Annotated in this window: 12 protein-coding genes and 1 tRNA gene; 9 read left to right on the top strand and 4 right to left on the bottom strand. The window is 63.1% G+C overall.

The features are described 5' to 3' along the window. Nucleotides 1–31 precede the first annotated feature (31 nt). The 4 genes from J3U95_RS07880 to J3U95_RS07865 all read right to left on the bottom strand — a co-directional run bounded on the left by J3U95_RS07880 (nt 32) and on the right by J3U95_RS07865 (nt 4187). Nucleotides 32–901: a phytanoyl-CoA dioxygenase family protein gene (locus J3U95_RS07880; protein WP_208278056.1), complete on the bottom strand. Its 870-nt coding sequence runs from the start codon at nt 899–901 to the stop codon at nt 32–34. Then, nucleotides 876–2081: a glycosyltransferase gene (locus J3U95_RS07875; RefSeq protein ID WP_208278055.1), complete on the bottom strand. Its 1206-nt coding sequence runs from the start codon at nt 2079–2081 to the stop codon at nt 876–878. The genes J3U95_RS07880 and J3U95_RS07875 overlap by 26 nt, the downstream gene beginning before the upstream one ends. A gap of 159 nt (nt 2082–2240) precedes the next feature. Beyond that, nucleotides 2241–3179, bottom strand: coding sequence for an NAD(P)/FAD-dependent oxidoreductase (locus J3U95_RS07870; RefSeq protein WP_208278054.1), 939 nt, complete (start codon nt 3177–3179; stop codon nt 2241–2243). 84 nt (nt 3180–3263) lie between these two features. Continuing rightward, the gene (locus J3U95_RS07865) at nt 3264–4187 is read right to left on the bottom strand and encodes a cation diffusion facilitator family transporter (RefSeq protein ID WP_208278053.1); all 924 of its coding nucleotides are present in this window, start codon (nt 4185–4187) and stop codon (nt 3264–3266) included. Nucleotides 4188–4318: 131 nt separating this feature from the next. Between J3U95_RS07865 and J3U95_RS07860 the strand changes: the two genes are divergently transcribed. The 9 genes from J3U95_RS07860 to J3U95_RS07820 all read left to right on the top strand — a co-directional run bounded on the left by J3U95_RS07860 (nt 4319) and on the right by J3U95_RS07820 (nt 12504). Further along, nucleotides 4319–4395 (top strand) — tRNA-Val (locus tag J3U95_RS07860). Nucleotides 4396–4604: 209 nt separating this feature from the next. Continuing rightward, nucleotides 4605–6515 carry a threonine--tRNA ligase gene (thrS, locus tag J3U95_RS07855; protein WP_208278052.1) on the top strand — a complete coding sequence of 637 codons (1911 nt, stop codon included), beginning with the start codon at nt 4605–4607 and terminating at the stop codon, nt 6513–6515. After that, nucleotides 6515–7072: a translation initiation factor IF-3 gene (gene infC / locus J3U95_RS07850; protein ID WP_267871919.1), complete on the top strand. Its 558-nt coding sequence runs from the start codon at nt 6515–6517 to the stop codon at nt 7070–7072. The genes thrS and infC overlap by 1 nt, the downstream gene beginning before the upstream one ends. A gap of 293 nt (nt 7073–7365) precedes the next feature. Further along, the gene (rpmI, locus tag J3U95_RS07845; RefSeq protein ID WP_005667419.1) at nt 7366–7566 is read left to right on the top strand and encodes a 50S ribosomal protein L35; all 201 of its coding nucleotides are present in this window, start codon (nt 7366–7368) and stop codon (nt 7564–7566) included. 20 nt (nt 7567–7586) lie between these two features. Then, complete coding sequence (rplT, locus tag J3U95_RS07840) at nt 7587–7946, top strand: 50S ribosomal protein L20 (protein WP_005667421.1); 360 nt, start codon at nt 7587–7589, stop codon at nt 7944–7946. A 131-nt stretch (nt 7947–8077) separates the two neighbouring features. Further along, entirely contained in the window at nt 8078–9091 is a 1014-nt protein-coding gene (gene pheS / locus J3U95_RS07835; RefSeq protein WP_208278051.1) for a phenylalanine--tRNA ligase subunit alpha, read from the top strand. A 25-nt stretch (nt 9092–9116) separates the two neighbouring features. Then, on the top strand, nt 9117–11543 hold the full coding sequence (gene pheT / locus J3U95_RS07830) for a phenylalanine--tRNA ligase subunit beta (RefSeq protein ID WP_208278050.1): 2427 nt from the start codon (nt 9117–9119) through the stop codon (nt 11541–11543). A 171-nt stretch (nt 11544–11714) separates the two neighbouring features. Then, on the top strand, nt 11715–12083 hold the full coding sequence (locus tag J3U95_RS07825) for an integration host factor subunit alpha (protein ID WP_071362436.1): 369 nt from the start codon (nt 11715–11717) through the stop codon (nt 12081–12083). Between the two features lie 16 nt (nt 12084–12099). Continuing rightward, nucleotides 12100–12504 carry a MerR family transcriptional regulator gene (locus J3U95_RS07820; protein ID WP_208278049.1) on the top strand — a complete coding sequence of 135 codons (405 nt, stop codon included), beginning with the start codon at nt 12100–12102 and terminating at the stop codon, nt 12502–12504. Nucleotides 12505–12766: the final 262 nt, after the last annotated feature.

Raw genomic sequence — 12766 nt, 5'->3', positions numbered from 1 at the left:
CGCGGTTGGGCGTGCCGATGACGGTCTCGATTCAGGCGCGCGGCGGCAGGGTGTGGACCGGCAGCAGGCGATGCACCAGTTTTTCCGACAGCCGGCGCAGGCGAACCGCCGCGCCAGGCGGCGCCAGGCAGTCCAGGCGGCGTCCGAAGTGGCTGACGCCGGGCACATCGACGCCGAACAATTGTTGGCGTTGCAGATTGCCATCGAAACGGGTCAGGTCGGATGGTGCAGCGCTGCGGAAGGCCTTCATCCAGAAATGCCCGTAGGTATAGATGAGCGACTTGCGCACGCGATCGGTTTCGTTGGCCTCGGCCATGTGCAGCACATGGGTGTTGAAAAGCACTACGTCGCCGGCGCGCGGCACGATGCGCACCGTTGCCGCGGAGGCGGCCAGCGTTGGCCGATGCGGATTCACGTGCAGCGGCGGCAGGTGCTGGCTGCCGGGGATGAACGACAGGCAGCCCTGATTCGGCGCCAGGTCTTCCAGGTAGAAATGGGCCTTGGCCAGGAAGCCCGGCGCATGCGCGGGATCGATGCCCGAGACGCGTGCGATGTCGGAATGGTAAGGGCTGGTGAAGGTCGGGCCGGGGAAGAACAGGCGTGCACTGGTTTCCTGCAACGCGATATCTTCGCCCACCGTCGCCCGCAGCAGCGGGAACAGTTGGGGCAGGTCGACAAGGTCGACGAAGACCGGGTCGGCATCGAGGATGGCGGGCAGGTCGTGGAAGCGCTTGCCGCTGTCGCGCGCCTGGTCCGTCGCCTGCACGTGGCGGGCGGAGGCGGCATCGAAGGCATTGCGCGCAGCGTCGAGCACCGCCTGCGGCAGCAACTGTTTCAGGTGAACGAATCCTTGCGTATTGTATTGGAGCGTGAGGTCAAGCAGCTGGTCGGTGGAGAGCATGGTCGATGGGCATTCCGGCGGCGTTGGCGAACAGGTTGAATTGGGCATGCGTCGTCGCGTGCCAGGAGTGCAGGCGCGCGTGAGCGCAGGTTGCTTCGCGCGCGGGCATGTCGGCGCGCAGGCGCCGCACGGCATCGGCTACCCCAGTCGCCGAATTGGCGCGAAGCAGTAGCCCGGCTGCATGGCAGCGCACCACCTCGGCGGTGCCGCCCACGTCGCTGGCAAGGGCCGGCGCACCACAGGCCATCGCCTCGAGCAGGACGTTGGCCCAGCCTTCCCGGTTCGAGGCCAGCACCAGCGCGTCGGCGGCGCTGTAGCAGGTGCGCAGCTGGCTCTGTGTGAGCAGGCCGAGAAAGCGGACACGATCTTGTACGCCCAGCTCGTGGCACAGGGCGACCAGTTGGGCGCGCTCAGGACCGGCGCCAACGATCATCAGGCGCGTGTCAGACAGTTGCGGCAGCGCGGCGATCGCCTTGTCGTGGCCCTTGCGTTCGATCAGGTGACCGACCGAGAGCAAGGTAAAGCCATGGACGCCCAGCGCCGCACGTGCCTGCGCATGGGGTTCTGGATAGAACAGCTCGAGATCGACGCCGTTACGCAGCGCGTGGATGCGTTCCCCCGGGAGGCCAAGGCGGATCATGTCCTGGCGCAGGGCCTCGCAGACGCTGATCATCGCGTACGCCGAGTGCGCGGCCTGGCGGATCAGGCGGCGTGGCCAGGCATGGTCCGGCAACTGGGTGATGTCGCTGCCGAGGGCGCTGATGACGACCGGCTTGCCGTAATGGCGTCCCAGCATGGCCGCGGCGACGCCATCGGGGTAAAAGTAGTGTGCGTCGATGACGTCGAAATCGCAGCCCTGCGCGCGCAGGCCGTCGATGGCCCTGCGTGCGGCATGGAACAGCGTCCAGGGAGTCATGTACATGCCGATGCCGGGCGCGTTCGCATAGCGCGGATGCAGCACGCGCACGCCGTCCCGGACTTCCTCGCGCGGCACCCGCGCATAGCGGGCATAACGCCCAAAGACTTCAGCGGTAGACGGGAACCACGGCACGGGTGCGACCACCACCGAGCGCAGCGGGTGGTGGCGCAGTTGCTGGCGCAGGCTGGTCTCGGTGAAGATGCCGTGGTGCGGCTCCACGGCATTCGGAAACAGGGTCGAGAACGTCAGGATATTCAGCATCGTGGTCGCTGGCAGCGTTGATCGGTCGCGCCGCTATCAATCGATGATGATTCGGACGATGGGTATCGCTATGCAATTCCCATGCCTATCCGCAATTACTTGATTTTGTTCAGTATCTGCGACGTAAGTTGTTTTGCTGTAAAGTTTATCGACAGTCGGTTACGTCCGGGATCTCAAGGCCCACGGCAGCGTATTGTGGATGCTCGTGGCCGCGATCGCCGCCTGGCCCGCGGCCACCGCGATCTGGTTCAGACCGCGCGTGACGTCGCCGATGGCGAACAGGCCCGGCACCGAGGTGCGGCAATGGTCATCGACCAGCAGCTTGTCGCATTCGACGGTCTCGGCGCCGAGCGCCTTCGCCAGGCCTGACCTGGCGCTTTCGCCCAGCATCGGATAAAACACGTCGCATTCGTAATCCTCGCCATCGCGCGTGTGCAGCACCGGCCGCAGGTCGTCGGTGAGGGTCACGCCGGCCAGCGGCGAGACGATGCGGCGCACGTTCGCGGCTTCCAGCTTGCGCTGTTCCTCGTCGGTGACGGCCGATTCCTCGGCCCGCTCGAACAGCCAGACGTCGGCGCTGAAGCTGCGCATGAACAGCGCGTGGCCGACCGGATTGACCTCGGAGGTCGCCACCGCGATGCGCTTGTCGATCACGTCGAAACCGTCGCACACCGGGCACAGGCGCACCGCGCCGGCGGCCACGGCTTCTCCCCAGCGCTCGACCGGCATGCCGGCGTCGGCCACGCCGGTCGCCAGCAGCACCGTGTGTGCGCGCAGGATCGTCAAATCTCCCTCGGGACTGCAGCAGTCGGCCACGAACAATCCATCCTCGATGCGCAGGTCGACGATTTCGCCAGGGATCACATGTCCGCCATAATTGCCGAGCTGGCAACGCAACTGGTCGAGCAGCAGCTTGCCGTTGATCCCATTGGGAAAGCCGGGATAGTTGTGCGAGACGGGAATCCAGCCGAGCCGGCTATTGCCCTTGTCGACCAGGGCCACGTTGCGGGTGAAGCGGTGCAGATAGATGGCGGCCGTCAGCCCACCGGGGCCGCCGCCGACGATGAGGGTGTCGAATACGTTCGCTTTCAGTTCCATGCCGTCGATTATGCCGAGCGACAAACGGACGGGCTATCGGCGCGCGCCTGCACGCCGGGTCGGCATCGGCTTACACGCGCGCCTTCACAGGGACTTGCCGCCGGCCGCCTCCGGCTGCAGGGTCACGTGGTCGATGCCGTGGCGCTCGCGCAGCATGGCGCGCACGGCCTCGAGCACGGGCGGCCATTCTTCCAGGCTGCGGATCTCGATGTGGCCGATCAGGGCGGGGTGGCCCGGCGACATGTCCCACACGTGCATATCGTGCACGGCCAGCACGCCGTCGACGGCAGCCATGTCGGCGCCGACCTGGACGTAGTCGATCGCATGCGGCACGCCCTCCATCAGGAAGTGATACGACTCCCGCAAGATGCCGCTGGTCGAGCGCAGGATCAGCAGGGCGACGAAGATCGACAGGATCGGGTCGGCCTGCACCCAGCCGGTGACATAGATGATGGCGCCGGAGGCGATCGCCGCCAGCGAGCCCAGCAGGTCGCCCATGACGTTGACGAGGGCAGCGCGGGTATTGATGCTGTCGTTGTTGCGAGAAAGAATCCAGGCAACCAGCAGGTTGATCGACGCGCCCAGGGCCGCCACCACCAGCACGATGCCGCCTTGCACGTGCTCGGGATGGATCAGGCGCTGCACCGCCTCGTAGCCGATCCAGGCCACCAGGCCCAGCATCGCCAGGCAGTTGACGAAGGCGGCCAGCGCCTCGGCGCGCACGAAACCGAAGGAGTGGCGGGCCGACGGCGGACGCTTGGCGATCAGCTGGGCCAGCAGGGCCAGGCCGAGGGCGGCGGCGTCGGTCACCATGTGGCCGGCGTCGGAGATCAGGGCCAGCGAGTTGGAGAGAAAGCCGGTGATCACTTCGACCACGGCGAACAGCAGGGTCAGGCCGAGCGCCACCGCCAGCGCCTTCTGGCTGCGCGCCTCGATCGAGTGCGAGTGGCTGGCGTCGCCGTCCAGGTGGGCGTGCAGATGGGAAGGGTCGAGCTGTTTCAAGTTCATCGCAAAAGTAAATATGGGCCTGGTGTCGAAGTGTAATGCATCCCGCGCCACGGGGCGTGGGCGGACCCTGCGGCAACTATTTCCGTGCGAGGGTTGCGGTTCCGCCATGCGGTCCTTATAATGGCGGCATCGGGCGGTTAGTTCAGCTGGTTAGAATACTTGGTCGACATCCAAGGGGTCGCAGATTCGAATTCTGCACCGCCCACCAGACACATTGAGTAAGAGCGAGAAAGGCACCGACGGTTATGACACCGCGAACTACAACCTGGTTGTGGGGGAATCGCTAGACGCGAAGGGGTGTGCTTTTGCTCAACACAACGGAGAAACGCGGCTAGTGCCGCGTTTTTTTTCGTCTTTTAAGTTTTCATTGTCTTTTTGTTTATTTTTCACCGGCGCGAGCGCCAATTGGAGAACAGCATGCTGAACGTTCGACTTCCCGATGGCTCCAGCCGTCAATTCGACGGCCCCGTGACGGTGGCCCAGGTAGCACAGAGTATTGCCCCGAGCCTGGCCAAGGCCGCGCTGGCCGGCAAGGTCAACGGCAAGGTGGTCGACACCTCGCACCTGATCGACGCCGACGCCGACCTGGCGATCGTGACCGACCGCGATCCGGAAGGCCTGGACGTGATCCGTCACTCGACCGCCCACTTGCTGGCCTATGCGGTCAAGGAATTGTTCCCGGACGCCCAGGTCACCATCGGCCCGGTCATCGAAAACGGCTTCTATTACGATTTCTCGTACAAGCGCCCATTCACCCCGGACGACCTGGCCGCGATCGAAAAGAAAATGGTCGAGCTGGCCAAGAAGGACGAGCCGGTCACCCGCAAGGTGCTGCCGCGCGACGAGGCCGTGGCCTATTTCAAGTCGATCGGCGAGGCTTATAAAGCCGAGATCATCGCCTCGATCCCGGCCAATGAAGACGTGTCGCTGTACAGCGAAGGCGGCTTCACCGACCTGTGCCGCGGTCCGCACGTGCCGTCGACCGGCAAGCTGAAGGTCTTCAAGCTGATGAAGCTGGCCGGCGCCTACTGGCGCGGCGACTCGAAGAACGAGATGCTGCAGCGCGTGTACGGCACCGCCTGGACCAAGAAGGAAGACCAGGAGCAATACCTGCACATGCTCGAAGAAGCGGAAAAGCGCGACCACCGCAAGCTCGGCAAGGCATTGGACCTGTTCCACTTCCAGGAAGAAGCCCCAGGCCTGGTGTTCTGGCATCCGAAGGGCTGGACTGTCTGGCAACAGGTGGAGCAGTATATGCGCCACAAGTACCAGGTGAGCGGCTACAGCGAAGTCAAGGCGCCGCAGATTCTCGATCGCACCCTGTGGGAGAAGACCGGTCACTGGGAAAACTACCGTGACAATATGTTCACGACCGAGTCGGAAAACCGCTCGTATGCGCTCAAGCCGATGAACTGCCCGGGCCACGTGCAGATCTATAACTCGGGCATGCGCTCCTACCGCGACCTGCCGCTGCGCTTCGGCGAATTCGGCCAGTGCCACCGCAACGAGCCGTCCGGCGCGCTGCACGGCCTGATGCGCGTGCGCGGCTTCACCCAAGACGACGGCCACATTTTCTGTACCGAAGAGCAGGTCGAGCGTGAAGTCACCGAATTCCACGCCCAGGCGATGGGCGTCTACGACGACTTCGGCTTCACCAATATCGACGTCAAGCTGGCGCTGCGTCCCGACAGCCGCATCGGTTCCGACGAGGTCTGGGACCAGGCCGAGGAATCGCTCCGTTCGGCGCTGCGCGCCTGCGGCGTGGAGTGGACCGAGCTGCCGGGCGAGGGCGCCTTCTATGGTCCGAAGATCGAGTACCACCTGAAGGACAGCCTGGGTCGTCCATGGCAGGTTGGCACCGTGCAGGTCGACTTCTCGATGCCGGGCCGCCTCGGTTCCGAGTATGTCGCAGAAGACAATACCCGCAAGGTGCCGGTGATGCTGCACCGCGCGATCGTGGGTTCGATGGAGCGCTTCATCGGCATCCTGATCGAGAACTACGCCGGCGCGCTGCCGCTGTGGCTTGCGCCGGTGCAAGTGGCAGTCCTGAATATTTCGGATGCGCAGGCCGATTACGTCAAGCAGGTCGAGGCAAGGCTGCGCGCTGCGGGCCTGCGCGTTCACGCTGATTTGCGGAACGAGAAGATCACCTATAAAATACGCGAACATTCCGTCCAAAAACTGCCATATATCCTCGTTGTTGGGGATAAGGAAAAGGACGCGAACACTGTGGCCGTGCGTGCCCGCGGTAATGTCGATCTGGGCGTGATGTCCGTCGACGCGCTCGTGGAGCGTCTGGTAGGCGAAGTTGCCGCCAAGACGAAATAATCCCGGCCAATACCAATACATTCAAAGGAAAAGACATAGCTACTGACAAGCAGAATCGCATCAATGGCGAGATCACCCATCCGGAAATGCGTTTGAACGGTGTGGACAACGAGCCGCTGGGCATCGTGACCCTGGCCGAAGCGTTCCGTCTGGCCGAAGAAAAGAACGTCGACCTGGTTGAGATCGCGCCAAATGCGGTCCCTCCGGTTTGCCGCCTGATGGACTACGGCAAGTTCAAGTATTCGGAGCAGAAGAAGGCCCACGAAGCCAAGCTCAAGCAGAAGATCATCCAGGTCAAGGAAATCAAGTTCCGTCCGGGTACCGATGAAGGCGACTACAGCATCAAGCTGCGCAACCTCATCAAGTTCCTGGAAGAAGGCGACAAGACCAAGATCACCTTGCGCTTCCGTGGTCGCGAGATGGCGCACCAGGACATCGGCCTGCGCATGCTCGAACGCCTGCGCGGCGATCTGGAGCCGTATGGCCAGGTCGAGCAGTTCCCGAAGCTCGAAGGTCGCCAGATGATCATGGTGGTCGCGCCGAAAAAGAAGAAGTAATTCTTCGCGCGAAGTAGATACACGGCCGGGTCCGTGGCGCGGGCGAAAGCCGGCGCCGCGGCCCGGCTTTCACACGTCCGTGCCTCGCGTGCGGTGTGCGGATCGCCGGATGAGTTGCCGGCGACCATCCTATTCCCCAAAACCTGTGCTACAATCTGCGATTCCTGTTTTTAGAAACAGGTTGTAGCAGACTCGCTTCTGCTGCAAGACAAGTGAAAGTAGGCATCCAAGAGCAGCGTTGCTGCCACCTGCAATCCTGTCCCATATGAGGCTGTCCGCGAGGACAGATGACTATGCCAAAAATGAAAACCAAGAGCTCCGCGAAGAAACGTTTTCGCGTGCGTCCGGGCGGTACCGTCAAGTCGGGCATGGCCTTCAAGCGTCACATCCTGACCAAGAAGACCACCAAGAACAAGCGCCAGCTGCGCGGCACCCGTAACATCAATGCGTCGGACGTGACCAGCGTCTACCGCATGATGCCATCTGCTGTTTAATCTCACACTAAGGAGCTAATATGCCTCGAGTAAAACGTGGGGTTACTGCACGTGCCCGTCACAAGAAAGTTCTTGAACTTGCCAAAGGCTACCGTGGTCGCCGCAGCAAGGTATACCGGATTGCCAAGCAAGCAGTCATGCGCGCTGGCCAGTATGCCTACCGCGATCGCCGCAACAAGAAGCGCGTCTTCCGCGCACTGTGGATCACCCGTATCAACGCGGCTTCGCGTTCGCACGGCATGACCTACAGCGCCTTCATGAACGGCCTGAAGAAGTCCGCGATTGAACTGGACCGTAAAGTCCTGGCCGACATGGCTGTGCATGACAAGCCGGCATTCGCCGCGATCGTCAGCGCCGTCAAGGCCAAGCTGGCTGCTTAATCTCAGTCTGCTAGCAAGTCAGTGCCGCGTTAGCAATAGCGCGGCGCACTAGAAGCGGGGCAAGGGTCACACCTGTGCCCCGTTTTTGATTCTGGCGTCTCCCGCCAACGAAAAACAGGAAAAGAACAAGCATGAACTTGGAAGAACTCGTCGTCGCGGCCAGGAACGACTTCAGCGCCAGTGCGGATGCCGCCGCGCTCGAAAATGCGAAAGCCAAGTACCTGGGCAAGACCGGCCAGGTGACCGACCTCATGAAGGGCCTTGGCAAGCTCGACCCTGAACAGCGCAAGGCGCAGGGCGCCCTGATCAATGCCGCCAAAGAACAAATCGAACAGGCATTGACCGCGCGCCGCGAGGCGCTCGCCGAAGCGCAGCTGATGCTGCGCCTGTCCGCCGAGAGCATCGACGTCACCCTGCCGGGCCGTGGCCGCTCGAAGGGCGGCATCCACCCGGTGATGCGTACCTGGGAACGCGTGGAGCAGATCTTCCGCTCGATCGGCTTCGACGTCGCCGACGGTCCCGAGATCGAGACCGACTGGACCAATTTCACCGCACTGAACAGCCCCGAGAACCATCCGGCGCGTTCGATGCAGGACACCTTCTATATCGAGGGCAACGACAGCACCGGCAAGCCGCTGCTGCTGCGCACCCACACCAGCCCGATGCAGGTGCGCTACGCGCGCACCCACACGCCGCCGATCAAGGTGATCGCGCCAGGCCGCACCTACCGCGTCGACAGCGACGCTACCCACTCGCCGATGTTCCACCAGGTCGAAGGCCTGTGGATCGGCGAGGACATCAGTTTTGCCGACCTCAAGGGCGTGTACCTGAACTTCGTCAAGGCTTTCTTCGAGACCGACGACCTGCAGGTCCGGTTCCGTCCGTCGTACTTCCCGTTCACCGAACCGTCGGCCGAGATCGACATCGCCTTCGGTTCCGGTCCGCTCAAGGGCCGCTGGCTGGAAGTGTCGGGCGCCGGCCAGGTGCACCCGACCGTCGTGCGCAACTTCGGACTGGATCCGGAAAAATTCATCGGCTTCGCGTTCGGCTCCGGCCTCGAGCGCCTGACGATGCTGCGTTATGGAATCAACGACCTGCGCCTGTTCTATGAAGGCGATCTGCGTTTCCTGAAGCAGTTCAATTAATTTGCGAAGCTGAGGTAAAAAGAATATGCAATTCTCGGAAAACTGGCTCCGTTCCATCGTCGATCCGAAGATGAGTTCGGATGAGCTGTCCCACCTGCTGACCATGTCCGGCCTCGAAGTGGAAGAGGTCGAAGCCGTTGCGCCGCCGTTCTCGAACGTGGTGGTGGCGCACGTCGTGGAAGTGGTGAAGCACCCGAACGCCGACCGCCTGAACGTGTGCCAGGTCGATGCCGGTACCGGCACCCTGCTCAATATCGTGTGCGGCGCGCCGAACGTGCGCGCCGGCATGAAGGCGATTTGCGCCAAGTCCGGCGCGCTGCTGCCGCCGGGCGCCGACGGCAAGCCGTTCGAGATCAAGACCGGCAAGCTGCGCGGCGTCGAGTCGCAGGGCATGATGTGTTCAAGCAAGGAGCTGGGCATCTCGGAAGAGAGCAGCGGCCTGATGGAACTGCCGGAAGACGCGCCGGTCGGCCAGAACATCCGCGACTACCTGGGTCTGAACGACCTGAAATTCACCATCAAGCTGACCCCGAACAAGGCCGACTGCCTGTCGGTGCTGGGCGTGGCGCGCGAAGTGTCGGCCTTGACCGGCTCGCCCCTGAGCCTGGCGCCAACGCGCGCCGTGCCGGTGAGCAGTGACGAAATCCTGCGGGTCAAGGTGTCGGCGCCCGACCTGTGCGGCCGTTTCGCCGGCCGCGTGATCCGCGGCCTGAACGCGCGCGCGGCCACCCCGGAATGGATGAAGCGCCGCCTGGAGCGCAGCGGCCAGCGCTCGGTGTCGGCCCTGGTCGACATTTCCAACTATGTGATGCTGGAAGTCGGCCGTCCGTCGCACGTGTTTGACCTGGCCAAGATCCACGGTTCGCTCGACGTCCGCTGGGGCAAGAAGGGCGAGTCGCTCAAGCTGCTGAACGGCAATACCGTCGAGCTTGACGAGTGGGTGGGCGTGATCGCCGACGACAAGGAGATCGAATCGCTGGCCGGCATCATGGGCGGCGATTCCACCGCCGTCTCGCTGGACACGACCGACATCTACCTGGAAGCGGCCTTCTGGTGGCCGAATGCGATCCAGGGCCGTGCCCGCCGCTACAATTTCTCGACCGATGCGGCGCACCGCTTCGAGCGCGGCGTCGACTACGCGACCATCCCCGACCATATCGAGCGCATCACCGCGCTGATCGTCGAGATCTGCGGCACCGCCGAGACCAAGGTGGGCCCGGTCGACGACCAGGTCGTCAATCTGCCTCAGCGCCAGCCCGTGATGCTGCGCACCGCGCGCGCGCAAAAAGTCATCGGCGTGCCGCTGACCGATGAGCTGATCGCGGACATCTTCACCCGCCTGGGACTGGAATTCACGCGCGCCGAGGGCACGTTCCTGGTGACGGCGCCGTCGTACCGCTTCGACATCGAGATCGAGGAAGACTTGATCGAAGAAGTGGCGCGCGTCTATGGCTTCGAGAACATTCCGGCAAATCCGCCGGTGGCGCCGAGCGCCATGCTGATCGCGCCCGAAAACACCCGTTCGCTGTTCGCGATCCGTCACCAGCTGGCCGACCTGGGTTACCAGGAAGTGGTCAATATGAGCTTCGTGGAGAGTGCCTGGGAGGCGGATTTCGCCGGCAACCTCGAGCCGATCCGCCTGCAGAACCCGATCGCCAGCCAGCTCTCCGTGATGCGTTCGAGCCTGATCGGCAGCCTGGTCGCCAATGTGCGCTACAACATCAACCGCAAGGCCGGCCGCGTGCGCGCCTTCGAAGTCGGCGCCGTGTTCAAGCGCAATGCCGACGTCCAGGACGGTCCGCTGGCGGTGGCCGGCTATGACCAGCCCAAGCGCGTGGCCGCGATCGCCTACGGTCCTGCGGTGGACGAGCAGTGGGGCGCGCCGACCCGCGCCGTTGATTTCTTCGACGTGAAAGCCGACCTGGAAGCGCTGTTCGCCCCGCGCCAGCTGCGTTTCACCAAGGCCGAGCACCCGGCGCTGCACCCGGGCCGCTGCGCCACGGTGGAGCTGGACGGCAAGCAGATCGGCCTGGTCGGCGAGCTGCATCCGCGCTGGCTGCAAAAATATGATCTGCCTCAAGCGCCGGTACTGTTCGAAGTCGATGCCGCCGCCCTGTGCGAGCGCGTGGTCCCGAGCCATACCGAGATTTCGAAGTTCCCGGGCGCCACGCGCGACCTGGCGCTGGTGGTGAAACAGGACGTGCCGGCCCAGCTCGTGATCGATGCATTCAATGCCGAGATCGCCGCCAATCCTGCAGGCAAGATCGTGCAAGCCGTTGTTTTGTTTGATGAATATCGCGGCAAGGGCCTGGAGGCGGATGAAAAAAGTCTTGCTTTCCGCTTTAGCTTGCAAGATACTCAATCGACGCTGCAGGACGAAGCGGTCGACGCCATCATGGCGGCCGTCGCCGAATCCGCATCGACGAAACTGAACGCGCGGCTGCGCGCCTGAGTAGCGAAATAAGCAAAATCCGATCGCAGGATTAGTCCATGACGGGCAAGCCCAGGCTTGTCCCGTCATCCGAAACATCGTTTGACTTGAAGGCAGGGCTTCAAAATTAACAACAACGACGTTGATTCCGCCGTCTTCCAAGAGGCGCTGGCCGCCGACCTGGACCGCGCCATGCACGTGGCGCGGGTACGCAAGGAAGCTGAACAGTCATTGCCGACCTTGACCAAGGCCGAGCTGGCCGAGCTGTTGTTCGAGCAGGTCGGCCTGAACAAGCGCGAAGCCAAGGACATGGTCGAAACCTTCTTTGACGAAATTCGCAATGCGCTCGAGCGCGGCGAGGCGGTCAAGCTGTCCGGCTTCGGCAATTTCCAGTTGCGCGACAAGCCACAGCGGCCCGGCCGCAATCCGAAAACGGGGGAAGAAATCCCCATCACGGCGCGCCGCGTCGTGACATTCCACGCCAGCCAGAAACTCAAGGGAATGGTCGAAGAGACCACGCCAGGTAGTCCACCCGCGGGTTCCCTGGCGCGTGCAGCCTGAGGACGCCCGATAAGCGATGAATGACCGACCGAACAAGATCGAACCGAACGTGCTGCCGCCGATTCCGGCCAAGCGTTATTTCACGATTGGGGAAGTCAGTGACTTGTGCGGAGTCAAACCCCACGTCTTGCGCTACTGGGAACAGGAATTTACTCAGCTTAAGCCGGTCAAACGTCGTGGAAACCGCCGATACTATCAGCACCACGAAGTCCTGCTGATCCGGCGCATCCGCGCGCTGCTGTACGAGCAGGGCTTTACCATCAGCGGCGCCCGTAACCGCCTCGACGGTCGCGCCAGCGCGGCTGCCGAGTTCGACCGGCTGGACCTGCCCGACAGCCCGCCAGCGATCGACGGCGACAAGCTGCGCGCCGATCTGCTGGACATCCTCGACTTGCTCAAGAACGGGTCGCGGCCGGCGTAAGGCCTGCGCGCGGTCCTGCCGTCCGTCGACATCGGTCTCCAGCCGGGCTAGTCGTGAGCAAATCGTGCCATACAGAATCACGCGTTCCTTCGCCGGCGGGTCGTCCCCGGTTCAGTTGCCGGGTTTCCACTGCTTAGGCGTCGGTCACACGCTGCTTATGACTACTCAAGCATTCGTGCACCTGTTGAACGCGGCCCTCTGGGTGTTAAAATGTCACTTGCGCATATGCTGAATCTAACGCATGTAAACCGGGCGGTTCAGA

The sequence above is a fragment of the Massilia oculi genome, assembly GCF_017582745.1.
GTDB classification, from domain to species: domain Bacteria; phylum Pseudomonadota; class Gammaproteobacteria; order Burkholderiales; family Burkholderiaceae_D; genus Telluria; species Telluria oculi_A.
This window is presented reverse-complemented; position numbering and strand designations above follow the sequence as displayed.

Bases quoted from the DNA above. Each gene is read 5' to 3' on its own strand.
- J3U95_RS07880 (WP_208278056.1), bottom strand. From the start codon at position 901: ATGCTCTCCACCGACCAGCTGCTTGACCTCACGCTCCAATACAATACG.
- J3U95_RS07875 (WP_208278055.1), bottom strand. From the start codon at position 2,081: ATGCTGAATATCCTGACGTTCTCGACCCTGTTTCCGAATGCCGTGGAG.
- J3U95_RS07870 (WP_208278054.1), bottom strand. From the start codon at position 3,179: ATGGAACTGAAAGCGAACGTATTCGACACCCTCATCGTCGGCGGCGGC.
- J3U95_RS07865 (WP_208278053.1), bottom strand. From the start codon at position 4,187: ATGAACTTGAAACAGCTCGACCCTTCCCATCTGCACGCCCACCTGGAC.
- thrS (WP_208278052.1), top strand. From the start codon at position 4,605: ATGCTGAACGTTCGACTTCCCGATGGCTCCAGCCGTCAATTCGACGGC.
- rpmI (WP_005667419.1), top strand. From the start codon at position 7,366: ATGCCAAAAATGAAAACCAAGAGCTCCGCGAAGAAACGTTTTCGCGTG.
- rplT (WP_005667421.1), top strand. From the start codon at position 7,587: ATGCCTCGAGTAAAACGTGGGGTTACTGCACGTGCCCGTCACAAGAAA.
- pheS (WP_208278051.1), top strand. From the start codon at position 8,078: ATGAACTTGGAAGAACTCGTCGTCGCGGCCAGGAACGACTTCAGCGCC.
- pheT (WP_208278050.1), top strand. From the start codon at position 9,117: ATGCAATTCTCGGAAAACTGGCTCCGTTCCATCGTCGATCCGAAGATG.
- J3U95_RS07825 (WP_071362436.1), top strand. From the start codon at position 11,715: ATGCACGTGGCGCGGGTACGCAAGGAAGCTGAACAGTCATTGCCGACC.
- J3U95_RS07820 (WP_208278049.1), top strand. From the start codon at position 12,100: ATGAATGACCGACCGAACAAGATCGAACCGAACGTGCTGCCGCCGATT.